Genomic DNA, 19,608 nt, shown 5'->3' with positions numbered 1-19,608 from the left:
CTCCATACGCATGGTTTCGAAGTTAAACGCTGCACCTACCGGGTTTTGCATCCAGCCGTTGGCAACTAAAATCCAGAGTGCCGACATGTTGGAACCCAGTGCAACCAGCCAGGTCACGCCTAAATGCTGAACTCTAGAAAGCCGGTCCCAGCCGAAGAAGAATAGACCAATAAAAGTCGATTCCAGGAAAAATGCCATTAATCCTTCAATAGCGAGTGGCGCACCGAAAATGTCACCGACATAATGCGAATAGTACGCCCAGTTTGTACCAAACTGGAACTCCATGGTTAAGCCTGTAGTTACACCTAAGGCAAAGTTAATACCAAAAAGTTTTCCCCAGAATTTAGTCATGTCTTTATAAATTTCTTTACCGGAAATCACATAGGTGGTTTCCATAATGGCAAGAATAAAGGCCAGACCAAGAGTAAGAGGTACAAATATAAAGTGATACAACGCGGTCATTGCAAATTGGAACCGCGAAAGATCGACCACGCTTTCAGAAATCATCAACGTGTCTCCTTGATTGGGGAAGGACTGCCAGCAATATGCTCGGCAACTTGATTGTCAAAATTTTGGGGAATAGTAGGGGCATCAAACCAGATATGTTTAATCGTGAGTAGGAGAGCAATCTTGATTATTAATATGATTGCGATCTCTCGAACTAATCTTTGATTGAAATCTTTGGGTATTAAGCTCATGCAAATAAGCCTATTTTCAAAACCTAATGTATATTATTAAACAAAAAATTACTAAAAATAAATAGATTAAACAGTTAAAATAAAAATATATTATTTAACATATTAAAAACAATAACTTAAATTATAATAATGTTAAAAAATAAACTAAATCTTTATGATTTTAAAGTTGACTAAAATGCTTTGTATTAATAATTTTAATTCCGACTAAAATACTTATATTTAAATTATTAAATCCGACTAAAATGCTTATAATTATTTTTTTAAACCAACTAAAACAGTCGTATTTATTTTATGTAGTATTTTTTTACTGGGATAAATTAGGTTCATTCTTATTTTGTGGCAATAAATTAAATATCATGAATGAACTATTTTAAAATAATGAAGACAGTTAAAGCCGAGAGCATATTTTTCAGTGAGTAAATAAAAAAGACCGCATTTAGAACGGTCTTTTTTATGCATGCTTAAATTAGAAGTTATATTCCATACCGAGGCCAATCACAGTTTTGGTATCATCTTGGGCTAACCAGTCACGCTTCTGTTGACCCACAACACCATAGACTCGGGCTTGTTTGTTAAGTTGATAATCAGCACCTAAGCCATACAGGTCTTGTTTACGGTCATTACGACCATCCGATTGAGTGGTCGCAGAAATATATTCTGCTTTTAACTTAATTGGAGTAGATGGAATGACATAAGCAGCAGTAAGGCCGTACGCATCTTCTTGAAGGCCTTTATACGATGTTACCACCGCTGGTGTGCCCGCCGTTGTTGTTACCGAATCGTCAGTAGGTTGGGCGGTCTGCCAAAGGGCACCGAAAACCAGACCATCAACACCTGCTTTAGTTAAATCTACCGAGCCAGTCACACGGATGGCATCTGAATAAATGTTAGATAAACTGTAAGCGCTATATTTAGAAGCCACCCCAAAGTTACCTGCTACAGCTGCAGCTAAGCCTAGATTTTTGTTGTCATAAGACAGTGATGTTGAAACGCCATCACCGAAACCATCACGGCTACCTTGATAACCTGTGGTCGCACTGTCTGTAGTTGAAGATTCTTCACCTTGCTGGAACATGATGTTGAAGCCTAAACCACCTAATAATTTTTTGTCGATTTCAAAACCAATCACGTTGTTCAAACGATCTTCACCTGCCAAAACTGAAGTCATATCCAGTTCAGTGTGATCGTTGAAAATATCCTGGTTATTGCCCGCAGCAGTCTTAAAGTAAGAATCAAATTTACCTACTTTTAAAGTAGCGATCCCATCTGATTTGATCCCGATATAGCGGTTACGTGCATTCAGGTCGACATCTGAACCCGAACCATCTGTAGCAATTGCCCATTCTGCTAAATAAATGGCAGATAATTTATCAGTGAGTTTTTCTTCGCCCTTAATCCCGAAACGTGAAGAGTTAGAGTTTAATTTGGTGATGCTTTCATCTTTGAAGCCATTCTTGTCAATTTGATCTAAAGTTACATTGAGCTTGCCATACAATGTTGGTGCTGCTTGCGCTGCACTTACGCTTAAGGTTGCTACGGTAGCAGCGAGAAGCAATTTTTTCATCGAAGTTTCTCCAAAAACACTTTTATGGGGCGGTTGCCCTGTCGACTCTTTTTATAGTTTGCTTGTGTACAAAAAATTACATAAGCTCACCAACTTGCTAAGCAGTATCTGCAAACTTTATGACGGGGAAGTGAAAGCTAGATGACAGTTTTATGACGAAGAATTTTAAGTAAATTAATAATTATTATTGTTTTTCAATTATTTAATTTTTAATTAAAAGTCGTAAGATAGATTGGTTTAATCGCAGAGATAAAAAAATGGAGCCGAAGCTCCATTTTTGACAAGTTAAAATTATAGTGAATTTTAAAGTTCAGCTTTAATTCTTTCCGCCAGGGCTTTAATTTTTTCCTGGTCGCCCATATTTAAGGCATGTTTTCCGAGTTCATGCACTGAACTTGGAATCAAGTGGAAATGTACATGCGGAACCGTTTGCCCAGCAGATGCACCTGACAGTTGCATCAATACAATTCCTTGAACATCGAGTGCTACTTTCATCGCTTGAGCAACTTTTTGCACAATTTGAATGGTATAGGCCGCTGCATCAGGTGGCAGATCAAGCAAGGTCACTGCAGGTGTTTTCGGGATGACCAGAGTATGACCTTCAGCTTGTGGCATGATGTCCATAAAAGCGAGGACCTGTTCGTCTTCATACACTTTAATTGCAGGAAGTTCGTTGCGAATAATTCGTGCAAAAATATTTTGATCATCGTAAAGCATAGCGAGTCCTTAGAAAGAAAATGAAGAGCTGTAATTATTTACAGCTCAATTCTTTCTGACGATCTTTGATGGCGTCAAGTCGTTGTTGCTCTTTTTCTGAAAATTTTGGCTTGGTTGTATAGCAGTTATCATTACCATACTTCGCCTTGGCTTCAGGATCTTTAAAGCAAAAACCTTTAGAAGCATAAATGACATCATGGTCATTTTTCAACTTTTGACATTCTTGCTCGGCCGTTGCGGCAAATGCCGTTGCCCCAAGCAAAGTTGCAAAACTTGCAAACATTGCAACAGTAAACTTAATCATGAGGTTTTCCTCTGTTGGAACATTGTGTATGACACATCATCACAATATTAGGTTTAATTATCATTATTCAATGGCGAGTTATTACTCAAGTGTAATTTTACTCCATGATTCATACATTTTTACAGCGCTAGAAAAGTCACTGTCTTTTTCTGCTAAATTGCTGGCTGACTGAATCAGGCTTTGCGTTAAGGCAATCACCGGAGCTGACAGTTTAGCATCACGCACCAGATCCAGGGCAATACCCGTATCCTTGGCCAATAACGGTAGAGCAAAAGTGAGTGGAAAGCTACGGTTTAACACCCGTTGTGGCAATACGGTTTCTGTGACGCCACTTTTACCGCTTGAGGCATTAATACAGTCTAAAGCTTCATGCAAATTTACGCCATGTGCTTTTAAGGTGGTGAAACCTTCAGCGACTGAACAAAGATTGACTGCCAATAACATATTGTTGACCGCTTTCACTGCAAATCCTGCGCCTGATGCACCAACATGTTTAATCAGCTTGCCGAAGGCCTGAATGGCTGGAAAGGCTTTTTCAAAAGCAGCAGCGTCACCGCCAATCATGACCGTTAAGGTACCATTTTCGGCGCCAATGGTTTGACCACTGACCGGTGCATCCAGAAAATCTACATCCAGCGCTTTTAACTTCTGGCTAAGTTTTATGGCTGATTCGGGTACACCGCTGGTGCAATCCACCCAGACTGCGCCAGATTTGATGCTTATGCCGTTAATCAGCTCTTCTACATCCTGGCTGGTTGGCAGGCATGAAAAAATTATATCGGCCTGAACTGCCTGTTCGAGTTCGACCGCTTGCGTACCAAATTCAGCTGCATGTTGTTTAGCTTTTTCGAAATTACGGTTCCAGACATAGACTGTACCGAAATGTTGAGGTAAATGTGCTGCCATACGGTAACCCATAGCACCTAAGCCGATAAATGCAACTGACTGAATCATGATGTGTCCTTTATATTTTGCTCGATCGCTGTTTAAGCCAGGTGGTCATAAAAGGCCAAAATTCGTTAGCACTAGACTGGCTGGACATCAGTCCTAAATGACCACCGGGGATAAGAGTAAACGTGACATCCTTACTATTTGTCAATTCAATTAAAGGCTTAACGGCATTTTCAGAAACAATCTGATCGCTGCGGCCCGCACCGACCAATAAGGAACACGCTATATTTTTTAATTCGATATTCTTATCTTGTAATTTGATAACGCCGTTTTTGAGCGGATTTTGTAGCCAGACATTAAAAATCATGTCCTGATTGATACCGCCTGGGTAGTCAATCATACGATTCAGGAAGTTGCCCATGGTGGCATGTTCGTATAAGGCTTGCAGGTTATCAAGGTTGGCTAAAAACTGCTTTTGGCTTTGTACCCATCCCATTGGATCAATAATTTTAAAGCCAAAAGTATTCAGTAATCCTGGGGTATGGATGAGAGATTTTGGCAAGGCTTCAGAATAGATCTTGTTTTGCAGCACTTTATTTTTGGCAATCAGTTGATTGACCTTTTGAAACAGTTTACCGGTACGCCCCGATGCATGACTGTCTACCGGACTACCCAGGACAATCAGGTTTTTGACAAAATTGGGTTGTTGCAGGGCGGTATATAGCATGACAAAGACACCGGCCATGCTCCAGCCATGCAGTGAAATTTCATCACTGCTGGAATGCTGACGAATTTGGGCAATGCAGTGGGGAATGGCATCGTCAATAAATGACATGAAATTCAGAAAGCGATCTTTATAGCTGTATTGACCCCATTCGACTAAATAGACATCAAAGCCACTATGTTGAAAATGTTTTACCAGTGAGCGATATGGGTACAGGTCGTAAATGGCCATGTTAATCGCAAGTGGAGCAACAAAGACTAAGGGTTCTTTATATTGTTTATCGGGTGAGGCGTAATAGCGCACACGGGTTTGTTTATACTCAGCAATGACTTCATAAGGCGTAGTTTGCGATAGAACCAGTGATTTTGAATTGAATAAAGTCGTTGACAGGTTTTTGAGTTTGCTTTTGTGTTTAGCCATTCTATTTTTAACTTGAATCATTGCTGGTGCTACTAACCTATGAGTGGATTGATCGAAGTGTAGGCGATATTTATGCATTATACCTTGACCTTAAATGCCATAGGCGCTCAAAATGTTGGCAATTATTAGCAAAGGCAGCAGGACTGGGTAGTAAAGATGAGCCAACAAGACGACCTTGAATACCAATTAGATACTTTAGCCATTCGTACAGGTCATACCCGCAGTTTTGAAGGTGAGCACGGCGAGCCAATTTTCCTAACCTCATCTTTCGTCTATGAAAATGCAGCAGAAGCAGCCGCTAAATTTTCAGGACAGGAACCGGGAAATATTTATTCGCGTTTTACCAATCCGACTGTAGCGATGTTCGAAAAGCGTTTGGCTGCTTTGGAAGGTGCTGAACGCGCTGTGGCAACCAGTTCAGGTATGGCAGCCATTATGGCTGTGGCAATGTCCTATTTGAAAATGGGCGATCATATCATCTGTTCACGTGCTGTGTTTGGTTCGACTGTTTCGTTATTCGAAAAATACGTGGCTAAATTTGGTGTCAGCGTTGATTTTGTTGATTTGACAGATGTGCAAGCATGGAAAAATGCCATCAAGCCTGAAACCAAGCTGTTATTTGTAGAATCTCCATCTAATCCGCTTGCTGAAGTTGCCGATGTTCAAGCTCTGGCTGATCTTGCCCATGCCCATGGTGCGTTGCTTGCGATTGATAACAGCTTCTGTACGCCAGTATTGCAACAACCAATCAAATTCGGTGCGGACTTGGTGGTGTATTCCGCGACTAAATATCTTGATGGTCAAGGCCGTGCTTTGGGCGGCGCCGTGGTGGGTAATCACAAACTGCTTGAAGAAGTCTTTGGTTATGTGCGTACTACCGGACCATCAATGAGCCCATTTAATGCCTGGGTATTCTTGAAAGGTCTGGAAACTTTGCGTTTACGTATGCGTGAACATTCAGCAAGTGCACAGAAACTGGCTGAATTCCTAAATACTCATCCAAAAGTTGAAAAAGTCTATTACGCTGGTTTGCCTTCACATGTCGGTCATGAGCTTGCAGAGAAACAGCAAACTGGTTTCGGTGGTATTGTTTCGTTTGAAGTGAAAGGTGGTCGTGAAGGGGCTTGGAAAGTTATTGACAACACCCAATTTATTTCTATCACTGGTAATTTAGGTGATGCGAAATCGACAATTACTCACCCTGCCACCACAACTCACGGTAAACTCTCAGCAGAAGCGAAAGAAGCTGCCGGTATTCGTGAAGGTTTAATTCGCGTTTCTGTTGGTTTAGAAGATATTGATGATATTATTCGCGACATTAGTCGTGGTTTAGATTTAATCTAATTTTATAGATATTAATTTAGAAATTGATTGTTCGGAGAATTTTATGAACATTAATATGTTGATGCAGCAAGCGCAGCGCATGCAGAAAGATGTTGAAAACAACATGAAAAAAGCCAAAGAAGAACTGGCGCAAACTGAAGTTCATGCTGAAGCTGGCGGTGGTTTGGTAAAAGTGACCATGACTTGCCGTAACGTGGTAAAACGTATTGAGATCAATCCTGAACTTTTGCAAGATGATGCAGATATGATTGAAGACTTGATTGCGGCTGCAATGAACGATGCTGCACGTCAAGCTGAAGCGATCTCAGAAGAAAAAATGAAATCTGCAAACTCAGGTATGGGCTTGCCGCCAGGCCTTGCCGGTTTATTCTAAGGAATATGCTGAGTGTTTAGTGATCGATTTGATCAGCTGGTACAGGCATTACGTATTTTGCCAAGTGTTGGGCCGAAATCGGCTCAGCGCATGGCATTACACCTGATCATGAAAAATAGGGAAGGTGCTGTCGGTTTGGCACATGCCTTGAATGAAGCAGCGACTTATATTCATGAGTGTAGCGTCTGCCATTCACTGACTGAAAATGAAGTGTGCGATATCTGCCTTTCGCATGAACGTGATGATCAGTTGCTTTGTGTAGTGGAATCACCGGCAGATGTGATGGCGATTGAACAAAGTGGCAGTTTTCGTGGCAAATACCATGTATTGGGTGGGCATTTATCGCCACTCGATGGTATTGGGCCTGAAGAAATTGGTATTCCTTATCTGATTCAGCGCTTAAGTCAAGGCGGGGTTTCTGAAGTCATTCTGGCAACCAATGCGACTGTAGAAGGTCAGGCGACAGCACATTACCTGGTGGAAGCAACCAAGCATTTGCCCGTTCAGATGACCCGGATTGCGCAAGGTGTTCCTCAAGGGGGAGAACTTGAATATGTGGATAGTCACACGCTAAGCCAGGCGGTACATAATCGTATGCGTATGAAATAAGTACTTAGGTGCTTATTTTATCATTTATGGTGCAAAATAAGACTTAGGTAACATTTACTTGAACGAAATTTAAACTTATACAAAAAATATATAAAGAATGATTGTCTTTAAAAAAAAATACTTGAAAATAGTGATTATACGTCCTAATTGTAAATTTAGTTATATCTAAATTTTATATATAGGGTAATATACGTTTAAGAGAATCTGGTTTTTAGACTCGGTAATATGTTTCAGTTCATTCAGCAACAAAAAGACTTAGAAAATATTCTGCACTTGATGGGGCAAACATCCATTTATGGATTGGATACCGAATTCATCAAGGTTGATACTCTTTGGCCTAAATTGGGTGTATTTCAAATCAATGTTGCAGGTCAGGTTTTTTTACTGGATGGCGCAAGTCTGGATTTGTCAGCATTCTGGAAAAAACTGTTTCATGCTGAGCAGAATATCTTTCATGCCTGCAGCGAAGATATTGATCTCATCTATCATTATGCCCAGCAAAAAAGTCTAAGCAATGTTTTTGACACTCAGGTCGGTATGTCCTTTTTAGGGCATGGGTTACAGATGAGCTATCAAAATGCGTTAAAGCACATGCTGGATGTTGAAATTGATAAAGACCAGACCCGATCTGACTGGTTGGCGCGTCCACTTAGTCCGGAACAGCTGAGCTATGCTGCGAATGACGTACTGTATCTCATGAACCTGTCGAATAAAATTCAACATGAGTTAACTGAGAAAAATTTACTGGATTTTGCCCTGGAAGATTGCCGTCATCTGACCTATGAAATCGGTCAGGAAACTCCGCTAGAACTGCTTTATCACGATATTGGCAATTATCGTCATTCACGCCGTCAATTGATGCAATTACAGCAACTGGCGGTATGGCGTGAACAGATGGTTAAAGCGCTGAATTATCCGCGTAGTTTTATCCTAAAAAATTCAACCATGATTGATCTGGTGGAAAAAAATCCACGCAATCCTTTCCAGTTATCGAGCATTAAAGATATTCGACAGAATATTGTGCGTGAATACGGCAAAACCATTCTGGATTTACTGAAATTCCTACCTGAGCAGGCAGAATGGCCACTGCGTATGGCTCGTCCAATTCGTCATTCCTCTAAAGAAATTGGTGAAAAAGTCGATAATGTCATTCAGGCTGTGGTGCGAGAAACCCAAGTCCCTAAAGAAGTATTGATGCGTAAAAAATGGCTCAATGCACTGTACCAGCATGTGGTCTTTCATAATGATGAACAGGATTTACCGGCTTATCTTTTAGGTTGGCGCTATGAGCTGTTAACCAAGCCCTTGATTGAAGTTCTGCATGCAGACGAAAATTATCTGTCTATTCAGATGAAAGTGATGGATTAATTTTTAATCATTCTGTTTAAAGAATTAACAATTATACAAAATCACGACTGATGCGTTAATAATCACTAATGTATCGGTCTTTTTTTTGCTGTATGCTTTGTCCTGAGTTTTATGAGTACTGTTTCAACTATGCACTGTTCAATTTTTAAATCTAGCAAAAAAGATGAAATGTATCTTTACATCGCCCGCCCGGAAGCTACTGACAATGAAGCTGAAGCAGCCAATCCGCTGGAAGTTTTACCGGAAGCGATGCGCGTTGCATTTGGACGTGCAACATTTGTCATGGATTTAGAGTTAACCGAAAGCCGTAAACTGGCACGTGTAAATGTCATGCATGTGATCGACTCGATTGAAACTAAAGGTTTCTTTATTCAAGTACCTCCAGAAGGGTTAATCAATCCCAATGCAGTTGCGCCTGAAGGGCTGCGTGGTGCTTAATGGTTAATCAGGAGCTGTAACCATGAATGGTTTTTTTTCTCTACTAGATTCAATTCCTGAAGATAGCATTGCTGTTACGGTATATCTTGTAGGAAGTCTGATTATTCTCTGGGCGTGGTATGCCATTGCAAAACGCTTGCCTAAGCCGCTAGGTGGAATGACATGGCTGATCGGGTTTGCGATTTTACTCACGCCTACAGTTTCTGAAGGAAATAATGCTTCTATTGCCCCAGCTTTTTTCGGATTGTTATTTGGTATTTTAACCAAAGAAAAAGCTTTAATCTGGACAAATGCCTCTCTCATTCTTTTTGTAGTAGGTCTGGGCTTGGTCATTGGTGCTTTATGGTCAAAATATATGGCCAACAAAGCAAAATTTGTCGCAAACAAAAATAGTTCACCGCTTTAAGTAAAACAATAAGGTTAGATCATGTCTGTCGATACTCAACAATTTTCCGGTACAGATCAGTACATTGCGACTGATAGTTTAAAACTTGCTGTTAAAGCTGCACGTAGTCTGCAAAAGCCACTTTTGGTTAAAGGCGAGCCGGGTACAGGCAAAACGCTACTTGCTGAACAGGTCGCAGAAAGCTTGGGGCTTAAGCTGCTCACCTGGCACATCAAGTCGACCACCAAAGCGCAGCAAGGCTTGTATGAATACGATGCGGTATCGCGTTTGCGTGATAGCCAGTTAGGCGACGATCGTGTTTATGACATTAAAAACTACATCAAACCTGGAAAATTGTGGGAAGCCTTTACCAGTGAAGAACGCTGCGTATTGTTGATTGATGAAATTGACAAGGCAGACATCGAGTTTCCGAATGACTTATTGCATGAACTGGACAAAATGTCGTTCTTTGTTTATGAAACAGGGGAAACCATCACCGCGACGCAACGTCCAATCGTGATTATTACTTCAAATAATGAGAAAGAATTACCGGATGCATTCTTGCGTCGCTGTTTCTTCCATTATATTGAATTCCCTGATGAAACGACCATGCGCGAAATTATTGATGTACATTTCCCGCAGGTGTCTACAGCTTTGGTCAATGAAGCATTACAAGTATTCTTCAAGCTTCGCCAGATTCCGGGCTTAAAGAAACCACCATCAACCTCTGAACTGATTGACTGGTTAAGCTTGCTGATGGCCGATGACATGCCGGAAGATATCTTGCGTAATCATGATAAATCTAAAGCGATTCCACCATTATACGGTGCGCTGATCAAAAACGAACAAGATGTACAGTTGCTTGAACGTTTAGCCTTTATGTCACGTCGCTAAGGGAGAAACACGCATGTTTGTGCGATTGTTTTATACCTTACGCAAATACGGTGTGCCGGTTTCAACACGTGAACTGATTGATCTGAATGAGGCAGTGGCTTCGGGCCTGGTTTTTGCCAATCAGAATGAGTTCTATCAGCTGACTAAAACGGTTATGGTTAAAGATGAGCGCTTCTTTGACAAGTTTGACCGTGCCATGAAAGATTATTTTGATGGCATCTCGACTTTTGATCTGGATGATTTGCTCAATCAAGTGCATAAACTGCCGAAAGACTGGTTTGACCTGGAACTGCTGGAAAAGCATCTCACCCCTGAGCAGCGCGAAGAGCTGAAAAAAGCCGGTTCACTTGAAGAACTGATGAAGATGCTGGAAGAGCGCCTTCGTGAACAGCACAAGAAGCATCAGGGCGGAAACAAGATGATCGGTACTGGTGGCACATCGCCATTCGGTGCCTACGGTGATCATCCTGAAGGCGTGCGGATTGGCGGACCGGGACGTAAACGCTCAGCCGTTAAAGTCTGGGAACAGCGTAAATACCAAAACCTCGATGACGAACAGATTTTAGGTACCCGGCAAATGCAAATGGCACTCCGCCGTTTGCGTAAATTTGCCCGTCAAGGCGCGGCTGAAGAACTGGATATTAACGGTACTATTCGTGAAACGGCGAAGCAGGGCATACTGGACGTACAACTGGTACCAGAACGTCGCAACCGCATCAAAGTCCTGATGCTGTTTGATGTTGGTGGATCGATGGATTCACACATCGCGCAATGTGAAAAACTATTCAGTGCGGCCAAAACCGAATTTAAAACCTTAGAGTATTTTTATTTCCATAACTGTCTCTATGATTATGTCTGGAAGGACAATATCCGCCGTTCTAACACGCGCATGAACACTTGGGATCTATTCAATACCTATGGACGCGACTATCGGGTAATTGTGGTTGGGGATGCCAGTATGGCACCTTATGAGTTGAGTTCTGTAGGTGGTTCGGTGGAATACATGAATGATGAAGCTGGCCATGTCTGGTTGCAGCGCCTGCGTCAACATTTTGAAAAAACCGCCTGGCTGAATCCCGAAGAAGACCGTTATTGGCATTACACCCATACCATCGGTCAGATCAAGCAAATCTTTGAAGATCATATGTATCCGATGACCTTAAAAGGTGTGGAAGACATGACAAAATATTTGGCGCGCTAAACGCATTGAAATTAAATGTGTTCTTTTAAATGAAGGAATTGAAAATGGATCATCAAATTAATGGCATCCCATTACCCAATGAAGAAGGTTTCTTTGGACAATACGGTGGTCAGTTTATTCCACCTCATTTAAAAGAAGCGATGGACGAAATTAATGTGGCGTATGAGCAAATTCGCCATACTGCAGAATTTCAAAATGAATTGGCAGATTTATTTGCCAATTATGTCGGCCGTCCAAGTCCATTGTTTCATGCCAAGCGTTTGTCGGATCAATTGGGTGGAGCGCAAATTTACCTGAAACGTGAAGATTTAAACCACACGGGTGCGCATAAAATTAACCATTGCCTGGGTGAAGCTTTACTTGCCAAATATATGGGCAAAAAGAAAGTCATCGCGGAAACAGGAGCGGGTCAGCATGGTGTGGCTTTGGCTACGGCCTGTGCTTTGGTAGGCATTCCTTGTGAAATTCATATGGGTCAAGTGGATATTGAAAAAGAACATCCTAACGTCGTGAAAATGAAAATTTTGGGTGCCAACCTGATTTCTGTAACACGTGGTACTGCTACTTTAAAAGATGCAGTAGACAGTGCGTTTGAAGAATATTTAAAAGATCCGAAAAATTACATCTATGCGATTGGTTCGGTGGTTGGTCCACATCCATTTCCAAAAATGGTGCGTGACTTTCAGGCTATTATCGGCGATGAAATCAAAGTTCAGACCAATGATCGTTTTGGCTCGAATCCAGATTATATCGTAGCCTGTGTCGGTGGTGGTTCCAATGCCATGGGTGCTTTCACTGCATTTTTAAATGAATCCGATGTGAAACTGGTCGGTGTAGAGCCTGCAGGCCATGGTCTGGATACTGCTATGCATTCGGCAACATTGACTTTGGGTAAACCGAGTCAACTGCATGGTATGGCTTGCTACGTGCTTGAAGACGAGCAAGGTGAACCTTTACCAGTACACTCAATTGCTTCTGGTCTGGATTATCCGGGCGTAGGTCCACAGCATAGCTTGCTTAAAGACTTGGGCCGTGTGGAATATACCACATCCACAGACCAGGAATGCCTGGATGCCTTTATGACATTGTCACGTGTAGAAGGAATTGTGCCTGCACTAGAAAGCTCTCACGCGGTGGCATGGGCAATCCGTGAAGCACCAAAAATGGCGAAAGATGTGAAAATTGTGGTTAATGTTTCAGGTCGTGGTGATAAAGATTCGGACTATGTGGCTGAAAAATTAGGCTTGAACTAATTATAAAGTCTCCCTTTATTAAAGGGAGAATTAATAGATTAAAAAACCTCTCAAAATGAGAGGTTTTTTGTGTGCTTTAAAAGCTTAACTGGCAATATATTGCTGCAATTGATCAATGAGTTTTCGTTGATCCTCCATAACAGCTTTGACCAGGTCTCCGATCGAGATTAAGCCTACCAGTTTCTCATTTTCAACTACAGGAAGATGACGTAAATGGCGATCAGTCATTAAGCCCAAACAGTCTTCAACACTGGTGGATTTCGTCACGGTCAGTACTTTGGCAGTCATGATTTCACTGACTGTGGTTTCCTTCGAGGTTCGTTCCATCAGTGTCACTTTACGGGTGTAATCACGTTCGGAAAAGATACCTACAACTTTATCATGCTGCGTGACCACCAGTGCACCAATGCCTTTATCTGCCATAAGTGAAATGGCTTCAAGTACTGTCGATTCTGGGTCAATCGTAAAAATGGTTTTATCTATTTTATCCTGAATAACTTGTGCAACATTGGTCATTTATTATCATCCTTCTTGTTCTTTATTTGACATTAAACTTAGCGCGAAATAAGAAAAATGCCAATACTTTTCAGGTCATAAATAAAATTTTACATTTCTTGATATTTCATTTTTAAGTCTTTGCACAAATATTTAAGCAGATTGTAAAGATTCAGCAAAAAAGAAATGACGCATCTGTTGCGTGGTTAATTTAAATTTTTGACTAGATGAATTACAAAGTGCAGGGGTTACACTTAAACGGGTTAATGTTGGTAGTAAGGCTTCCTGAAAATCTGCCGGGGTAATTTTACGTGGTGTATAATTTGGCCAATGGCATTCGGCATATTTTTGGGCCTGCATACCGTTTAGCCAGAATGGAAAAATATAATCTTCATGGTCAGACATCATGGCCCAACCTTGCTGATGATATAAGCCCCACAGTACACCACAATACATCATAGATTTTAAAACCGTGATCTTAAAAAATAAGTCTTTAGGAATAGGTTGTAATGAATTAATGCGTCTCATACCAGAATACGTGTAGTGGATTCAGCGCTTATTGTAAGGAATCAAGATGAAAGTTCTGTTTAAGCTTTGAGAAACAATGTAAATATTTATGTAATTAAAAACAGAAGGCATTAAAAAACGCCACCTGGGTGACGTTTGATTAAGCTTGCATGGTGGCCAGCTTCTGCCAGTATTGGGCTTTTAGCGAGTCGCGTTCTACTCGGAACCCTTGATAGTAAAGTTCTGCTAAAAATAAAGCTGCTTTACCATGTCCGGCGCGAGCCACTTCTTCCAATTTTTGAACTGCATCGGCAAAATTCATTTGAGACTGAATAGTATTGACTGCATCTGCGTATACATGTTCTAAGTCTTGCTGAGAGAGTTGTTGAATCATATTAAACTCCTTATTGTAATTATGATTGCGAATTAAGACTATTAAGTTTGTCTTGATACTAATTTAACTAAGTATTGTTAAAGTAATATTACATTGAACCTAAATTGTCAAACAATATCTATGGGCAGAATGGTTAAAATCAAGGTTACATGATTAAACAATGTACAAAATATTTTTTGCTTAGTATGTTAATAGGGTAATTTTAAAATAAAAGGAGAATAACATGACAAAAACATTAGATGGTTTTACGTTTGATTTGCCTCCAACTACAGATCAAATCATTGAGCTCGCGCATCAGCATCGTAGAAATTTAGATGAAGCTGTTTTTCATCAGGAAATTCACTTGGGTAATTATTGTTTGGCACAGCGTAAAAGAGTATACGATTTTACTCGTCAGCTCGATTATCAGCAACGTGAAGACTTTTATAATATCTATAATGGTGAGTTACTGCGCATAGCGGATGATGATGAACTGCATCCTGTACATGCTGAAAGAGGTGTTGGGGTCTTCGCAATTTTATTGGTATTAGGGATGATTGCATTGGTGCTGTACTTTTCAGTGATCCGAAATGTCATTGGCTAATCGCTGATTTAAGAATTGCTCAATTTCTGTTGCAACTGCGGTGAAATTGAGCAAATCTGCTTGTGCTTCTTTATGCTGCATCCTACACTACCTTGAATTCGAGGTAGGTTATGCATATTGCTTTACAAAAAATTGTTCAATTAAAATCTAAAATAAAGCTTGAAGACATTTATAACGGATTCATCGTTACAATCATTGCCATTATCTTGATTCTTGCTTTTACTGCATTACATCGGCCTATTACAGTTAAACAGTTTGAAAATGTAGTGCAACTTTCCGCCCAAGCCAATTATCCAGATACTCAGGAAATGGCTCTACAGCTGATGCAACAACATCAGATTCCTTATGCCCAGTATTTTAAATTGATGCAGGCTCATCATCTGGAGATGAGGCAGGCGCATCAATTACCTCCTTTGCAACCGGAGCAATAACTGTTTTCGAAGTTTGCTCGATTGAAGGTGTACTTGGAGGATTTTGCGGATTTAAATCTTTTTTCAGTAGCGCTTCTAACGCAGGCTTATCTAAGGTGTTATTCACCACGATGATGGTGAGCTGTTCAGGATGCAGATGTTTCTGAATGGCATTTTGAACATCTTGTGCAGTAATTTTTTCTAATAATTTTGGATAATTACTCAGATAGTCAGAGGGCTGGTGATAAAAACCTATTGAGCCTAACTGTGCATTGATATTGGCATTACTTCTATAATTATTTGGAAAGGCGCGTAACATACCGGCTTTGGTTTCCTCCAGCTGTTTCTGGTCAATTGGTTGTTTGATAAAATTGACCAAAGCCTGATGAGCGACCTGTATGCTGTCGAACAGTTGATCCTGCCGGGTGGAATAACTCAAACTAAAAGTTCCCGGGGCCAAGCTAAATGAAAATGAACTATAAGCGCCGTAGGTATAACCCCGTTTCACCCGAAGCTCTTTCATCAAGATCGAATTAAAACCACTCCCGCCAAACATCTGGTTGGCCACTTCCAGCGCCAGTCGATCCGGATCAAAGCGTGTCGTACCTAATTGCCCTATCATGACATGAGCTTGACTGGAATTAAACTTGATGTGGCGGATATCAAATGTTGATTTGTCGACTGGTTGAGCCAGCGCTTTGGCTTTCTCTCCCTGTTTTAAGTTACCCGCAATACGTTCAGAAAGTTGTTGTGCCTGTTTTGGAGTGAGCTGACCGGTAATGGCAATATTCATATTTTGTGCCACTAAAAATTGGTTACTAAATTGCTTGAGCTGTTCTGGGGTAATTTTACTGATGCTGCGCTGTGTGCCTGGAATGGGTTCTGCATACGGGTGTTTACCATACAAAGCGCGATAAAACTGAACACCCATCATCCTGCTCGGACTTTCCTGGATCTGCTTTTGTCCAACTTGAGTATTGCTTAGTACCAAATTAATGCTGGATTTTTTAAAGCTAGAATGATTTAACACTTCCAGCAGCATGCCTAAAGCAGGTTCAAGTTTTTCAGGGTCGGATAACACGCGTAATTTTACAATGAACATATCCCGGTATGCCTGCGCGCTAAATTGAGCTCCTACACGTTCAAATGCACTGGCAATGTCATTGGCGGTATATTTTTCTGTGCCTTCATCAATCAGTTTTGCCGCCATATTGGCTAAGCCATGCAAGCCGGGAGCGATTTCTTCATCACGTGCCGAACCTGCATTAAAGGTCAGCTGAATATCCACCATCGGCAGGTCTTTTGACTCTACAAATAATGTGCGGACTTGATATTTGTTTTTCAGGTCATGCACATAAGGTGCATGAAATTGATTTTGTGGGTTGGTGATTTTTAAACTTTGTAATACAGCAATGGATTTGAGCTGGGTAGGGTTGTCATCGGTAAGGGTATTTAAATTGACCTCAGCCATTGCTGTTTGAGCCCAGATCATGGAGCCGAAGATAACAAGGGAATGCAGCTTGAACATGGCAAATTTCACTATTGGGTTTTATTTTCAGGAGAAAGATATAAAGTGCTGAGATTGTCACGGCTAAAATAAACATTTGCCACACGTTGGATATCTTGAGGGGTGACAGTTTCAAAATGTCTCGGTAATTCATCCATCAGGCGAAAACTTAAACCGTTAATTTCCAGATTGCCGATCATCCGGGCCTGCCCGGCAATGTCATCTTGGCTATAAACCAAATTGGAGACATATTTAGCCGTTACCCGCTCGACTTCCTCAGGTTTAATCAACTCGGTCTTGAGCAATTCAATTTCAGCTTGTATAGCTTTTTCAGCCTCTGGCAAACTCACCCCATCGGTGGGTAAGGCAGAAATACTGAGTAAACTGTCTCCGCGGCTATAAGGATCATAAGAGACACTGACTGCGGTCAATATTTTTTTGTCTCGAACTAAGCGATCTTGCAGTCGTGAAGAAATTCCACTGTCTAATACGTTTTTGATAATAGTTAATGCATAAGCGTCTTGCGGATTTTTTGCTGTGACCAGTGATCGAACATTCCAGGCCATAAACAGATTCGGCACTTTAACCGGAAAATTTAGCTCCATATGACGATAACCAATATGGTCGAACTCTAAGACGTCATTGCGTACCGGCGTTTTTCTGGCAGGAATATCTGCAAAATATTTCTGTACTTGCAATAAAGTGCTTTCAGAATCCACATCACCAACAATGATCAGGATGGCATTATTCGGGCTATACCAGTCGCGATACCATTTTTTGACATCTTCAAGCTGAATGTTTTGAAGATTTTTCATATGGCCAATCACCGGTTGCCGATAGTGACTGGTTGGATAAGTGATCCATTTAAACCGTTCAAAAGCCAGTGTTGTAGGATTATCGTCAGTACGTAAACGCCGTTCTTCCATAATGACTTTAATTTCCGGGTCAAAATCTTGCTGGCGTAATAGCAGATTGCTCATTCGGTCTGCTTCAAGCTCTAAAGCCATCGGTAAATAGGTTTTAGGATAAAGCTGATAATAATTGGTGTAATTGGTAAAAGTTGCCGCATTGATGCTTCCACCATAGGTGCGACTTAAACGGGTAAACTCATCATTGGGAACTTTTTGCGTGCCTTTAAACATCATATGTTCCAGGACATGAGAGATTCCTAATACATTTCCAGATTCATCACTGCTGCCCACCCGGTACCAGATTTGCGTCATCACCATAGGGGAGCGATGATCTTCCCGAATAATGACTTTTAAACCGTTTTTGAGTGTAGTTTCAAAGGTGGTACGTGCCAATTCACTGCGTGTCTCTGCATATGCCAATCCACTTTGAAGCATCAATAAAGCCAGACTGAACTTTAAAAGATGACTTTTAAAAATAGACGGCTTTAAAAAAAGTGGGTAGTTGCGTTTGAGCACAAGATTTACCCCATTAATAAATTATATTTATGATCATTTTTCAGAAACTGCTGTTTGAAAGCAAAGGTTAAGTTGTTGGTTTTTGTTGTGTTCAATGTCTACCGAGAAATGCCTGACAAAACTATGCTAGAATTCTTGTTTTTTAACGCAATGCTTTTCAAGGATTCGGCATGCAACAGCAATCTAATGGGCAAAATAAATTTTTGATTGATGCTGATATCGGGGATGACGATGTCACTTTACCGAATTTACCTGCGGTAAATATCCCTATTGTTGAAACTCAAAATGAGCAAGCTTCCGTTTCTGCGCCTGTAGCCACAGAAACAGAGCAAAATGAAACAGAGCAAGACGATACGCCTAAAGGTGGCTTTTTTAGCCGTATGAAAGAAGGGTTAACGAAAACCCGTAAAAACCTTGCCGATGGTATGGTCAATATTCTCATTGGTGGTAAAGAAATCGATGACGAATTGCTGGAAGAAGTAGAAGAGCAATTATTGGTGGCAGATATTGGTGTAGATGCAACCAAAACCATTATTGCCAATTTAACCGAACGTACTGCACGTGGTGACTTAATCTATTCACATTCCTTGTATAAGGCTTTACAAGAAGAATTGGTGGCATTGCTTGCACCACGCGTTAAGCCTTTACATATCGATCCAAATAAAACCCCATTTGTAATTTTAGTGGTGGGTGTTAACGGTGTGGGTAAAACCACCACGATTGGTAAATTGGCAAAACGCTTACAAGGCGAAGGTAAAAAAGTTATGTTGGCTGCGGGCGATACTTTCCGTGCGGCAGCAACAGAACAATTACAAATTTGGGGCGAACGCAACAATATTTCTGTGGTTGCCCAGGGTCATGGGGCAGACAGCGCTTCAGTGATTTTTGATGCCTTCGAAAGCGCACGTGCTAAAGGTGTGGATGTGCTGATTGCTGATACAGCCGGTCGTTTGCATAACAAAGGTCACTTAATGCAAGAATTGACCAAAGTAAAACGCGTGATGCAAAAAATTGATGCCACAGCACCGCATGAAATCATGCTAGTTGTCGATGCCGGTACTGGTCAAAATGCGATTAATCAAGTTGAAATGTTTGATGAAGC

24 protein-coding genes are annotated in these 19,608 nt (G+C 41.0%); 12 read left to right on the top strand and 12 right to left on the bottom strand.

Annotated features, from left to right (window positions below; translation table 11 throughout):
• From B2Y23_RS08025 to B2Y23_RS07995, 7 genes are all read right to left on the bottom strand, one after another.
• A partial coding sequence (locus B2Y23_RS08025) for a cytochrome ubiquinol oxidase subunit I (protein WP_291370089.1) occupies positions 1-507 on the bottom strand: 507 nt, incomplete at its 3' end.
• A complete protein-coding gene (gene cydP / locus B2Y23_RS08020; RefSeq protein WP_291354618.1) occupies positions 507-698 on the bottom strand; it encodes a cytochrome oxidase putative small subunit CydP in 192 nt (63 codons plus the stop codon). The genes B2Y23_RS08025 and cydP, both read right to left, overlap by 1 nt.
• A 466-nt stretch (positions 699-1,164) precedes the next feature.
• Positions 1,165-2,262, bottom strand: a complete 1,098-nt coding sequence (locus tag B2Y23_RS08015; RefSeq protein WP_291354619.1) for a porin — start codon at positions 2,260-2,262, stop codon at positions 1,165-1,167.
• A gap of 303 nt (positions 2,263-2,565) precedes the next feature.
• Entirely contained in the window at positions 2,566-2,979 is a 414-nt protein-coding gene (locus B2Y23_RS08010) for an HIT family protein (RefSeq protein WP_291354620.1), read from the bottom strand.
• Positions 2,980-3,013: 34 nt separating this feature from the next.
• Positions 3,014-3,283, bottom strand: a complete 270-nt coding sequence (locus B2Y23_RS08005) for a YARHG domain-containing protein (RefSeq protein ID WP_291354621.1) — start codon at positions 3,281-3,283, stop codon at positions 3,014-3,016.
• Positions 3,284-3,364: 81 nt separating this feature from the next.
• Positions 3,365-4,237 (bottom strand): NAD(P)-dependent oxidoreductase, encoded by an 873-nt coding sequence (locus tag B2Y23_RS08000; protein WP_291354622.1) that lies wholly within the window; start codon positions 4,235-4,237, stop codon positions 3,365-3,367.
• Positions 4,238-4,247: 10 nt separating this feature from the next.
• Entirely contained in the window at positions 4,248-5,339 is a 1,092-nt protein-coding gene (locus tag B2Y23_RS07995) for an alpha/beta fold hydrolase (protein ID WP_291354623.1), read from the bottom strand.
• Between the two features lie 135 nt (positions 5,340-5,474).
• On the opposite strand from B2Y23_RS07995, the gene B2Y23_RS07990 reads away from it, so the two are divergent.
• The 9 genes from B2Y23_RS07990 (at position 5,475) to trpB (ending at position 13,183) form a co-directional block, all read left to right on the top strand.
• Entirely contained in the window at positions 5,475-6,662 is a 1,188-nt protein-coding gene (locus tag B2Y23_RS07990; protein WP_291354624.1) for an O-succinylhomoserine sulfhydrylase, read from the top strand.
• Between the two features lie 43 nt (positions 6,663-6,705).
• Complete coding sequence (locus B2Y23_RS07985) at positions 6,706-7,035, top strand: YbaB/EbfC family nucleoid-associated protein (protein ID WP_291354625.1); 330 nt, start codon at positions 6,706-6,708, stop codon at positions 7,033-7,035.
• A 12-nt stretch (positions 7,036-7,047) separates the two neighbouring features.
• Positions 7,048-7,644, top strand: coding sequence for a recombination mediator RecR (gene recR / locus B2Y23_RS07980; RefSeq protein ID WP_291354626.1), 597 nt, complete (start codon positions 7,048-7,050; stop codon positions 7,642-7,644).
• A gap of 225 nt (positions 7,645-7,869) precedes the next feature.
• On the top strand, positions 7,870-9,012 hold the full coding sequence (locus tag B2Y23_RS07975) for a ribonuclease D (RefSeq protein ID WP_291370087.1): 1,143 nt from the start codon (positions 7,870-7,872) through the stop codon (positions 9,010-9,012).
• Positions 9,013-9,141: 129 nt separating this feature from the next.
• A complete protein-coding gene (locus B2Y23_RS07970) occupies positions 9,142-9,450 on the top strand; it encodes a YcgL domain-containing protein (protein ID WP_291354644.1) in 309 nt (102 codons plus the stop codon).
• Positions 9,451-9,472: 22 nt separating this feature from the next.
• The gene (locus tag B2Y23_RS07965) at positions 9,473-9,856 is read left to right on the top strand and encodes a hypothetical protein (protein WP_291354628.1); all 384 of its coding nucleotides are present in this window, start codon (positions 9,473-9,475) and stop codon (positions 9,854-9,856) included.
• Positions 9,857-9,877: 21 nt separating this feature from the next.
• The gene (locus B2Y23_RS07960) at positions 9,878-10,729 is read left to right on the top strand and encodes an AAA family ATPase (protein ID WP_291354629.1); all 852 of its coding nucleotides are present in this window, start codon (positions 9,878-9,880) and stop codon (positions 10,727-10,729) included.
• Positions 10,730-10,742: 13 nt separating this feature from the next.
• Positions 10,743-11,930, top strand: a complete 1,188-nt coding sequence (locus tag B2Y23_RS07955) for a vWA domain-containing protein (protein ID WP_291354630.1) — start codon at positions 10,743-10,745, stop codon at positions 11,928-11,930.
• Positions 11,931-11,974: 44 nt separating this feature from the next.
• Positions 11,975-13,183, top strand: coding sequence for a tryptophan synthase subunit beta (trpB, locus tag B2Y23_RS07950; RefSeq protein ID WP_291354631.1), 1,209 nt, complete (start codon positions 11,975-11,977; stop codon positions 13,181-13,183).
• An 84-nt stretch (positions 13,184-13,267) separates the two neighbouring features.
• Here trpB and B2Y23_RS07945 read toward each other — a convergent pair whose 3' ends face one another.
• The 3 genes from B2Y23_RS07945 to B2Y23_RS07935 all read right to left on the bottom strand — a co-directional run bounded on the left by B2Y23_RS07945 (position 13,268) and on the right by B2Y23_RS07935 (position 14,579).
• Positions 13,268-13,699 carry a CBS domain-containing protein gene (locus B2Y23_RS07945; protein WP_291354632.1) on the bottom strand — a complete coding sequence of 144 codons (432 nt, stop codon included), beginning with the start codon at positions 13,697-13,699 and terminating at the stop codon, positions 13,268-13,270.
• A 132-nt stretch (positions 13,700-13,831) separates the two neighbouring features.
• The gene (locus B2Y23_RS07940) at positions 13,832-14,206 is read right to left on the bottom strand and encodes a DUF2750 domain-containing protein (protein ID WP_291354633.1); all 375 of its coding nucleotides are present in this window, start codon (positions 14,204-14,206) and stop codon (positions 13,832-13,834) included.
• A gap of 139 nt (positions 14,207-14,345) precedes the next feature.
• Positions 14,346-14,579, bottom strand: coding sequence for a hypothetical protein (locus tag B2Y23_RS07935; RefSeq protein ID WP_291354634.1), 234 nt, complete (start codon positions 14,577-14,579; stop codon positions 14,346-14,348).
• A gap of 223 nt (positions 14,580-14,802) precedes the next feature.
• Between B2Y23_RS07935 and B2Y23_RS07930 the strand changes: the two genes are divergently transcribed.
• Both B2Y23_RS07930 and B2Y23_RS07925 read left to right on the top strand, forming a co-directional pair.
• Positions 14,803-15,162: a hypothetical protein gene (locus B2Y23_RS07930; protein ID WP_291354635.1), complete on the top strand. Its 360-nt coding sequence runs from the start codon at positions 14,803-14,805 to the stop codon at positions 15,160-15,162.
• 110 nt (positions 15,163-15,272) lie between these two features.
• On the top strand, positions 15,273-15,593 hold the full coding sequence (locus B2Y23_RS07925) for a hypothetical protein (RefSeq protein ID WP_291354636.1): 321 nt from the start codon (positions 15,273-15,275) through the stop codon (positions 15,591-15,593).
• Here B2Y23_RS07925 and B2Y23_RS07920 read toward each other — a convergent pair.
• Positions 15,520-17,064 carry a M16 family metallopeptidase gene (locus tag B2Y23_RS07920; protein ID WP_409515230.1) on the bottom strand — a complete coding sequence of 515 codons (1,545 nt, stop codon included), beginning with the start codon at positions 17,062-17,064 and terminating at the stop codon, positions 15,520-15,522. The two genes, B2Y23_RS07925 and B2Y23_RS07920, sit on opposite strands and share 74 nt — an antisense overlap.
• 47 nt (positions 17,065-17,111) lie before the next feature.
• The gene (locus B2Y23_RS07915; RefSeq protein ID WP_291370084.1) at positions 17,112-18,425 is read right to left on the bottom strand and encodes a M16 family metallopeptidase; all 1,314 of its coding nucleotides are present in this window, start codon (positions 18,423-18,425) and stop codon (positions 17,112-17,114) included.
• A 251-nt stretch (positions 18,426-18,676) separates the two neighbouring features.
• Between B2Y23_RS07915 and ftsY the strand changes: the two genes are divergently transcribed.
• Positions 18,677-19,608: signal recognition particle-docking protein FtsY (gene ftsY / locus B2Y23_RS07910; RefSeq protein ID WP_291370082.1), on the top strand; the 932-nt coding region annotated here is incomplete at its 3' end.

Source organism: Acinetobacter sp. UBA5934, assembly GCF_002430855.1.
Taxonomy (GTDB): Bacteria; Pseudomonadota; Gammaproteobacteria; order Pseudomonadales; family Moraxellaceae; genus Acinetobacter.
Note: the sequence above shows the minus strand (reverse complement) of the source record. Positions and strands in the feature narration are given on the sequence as shown.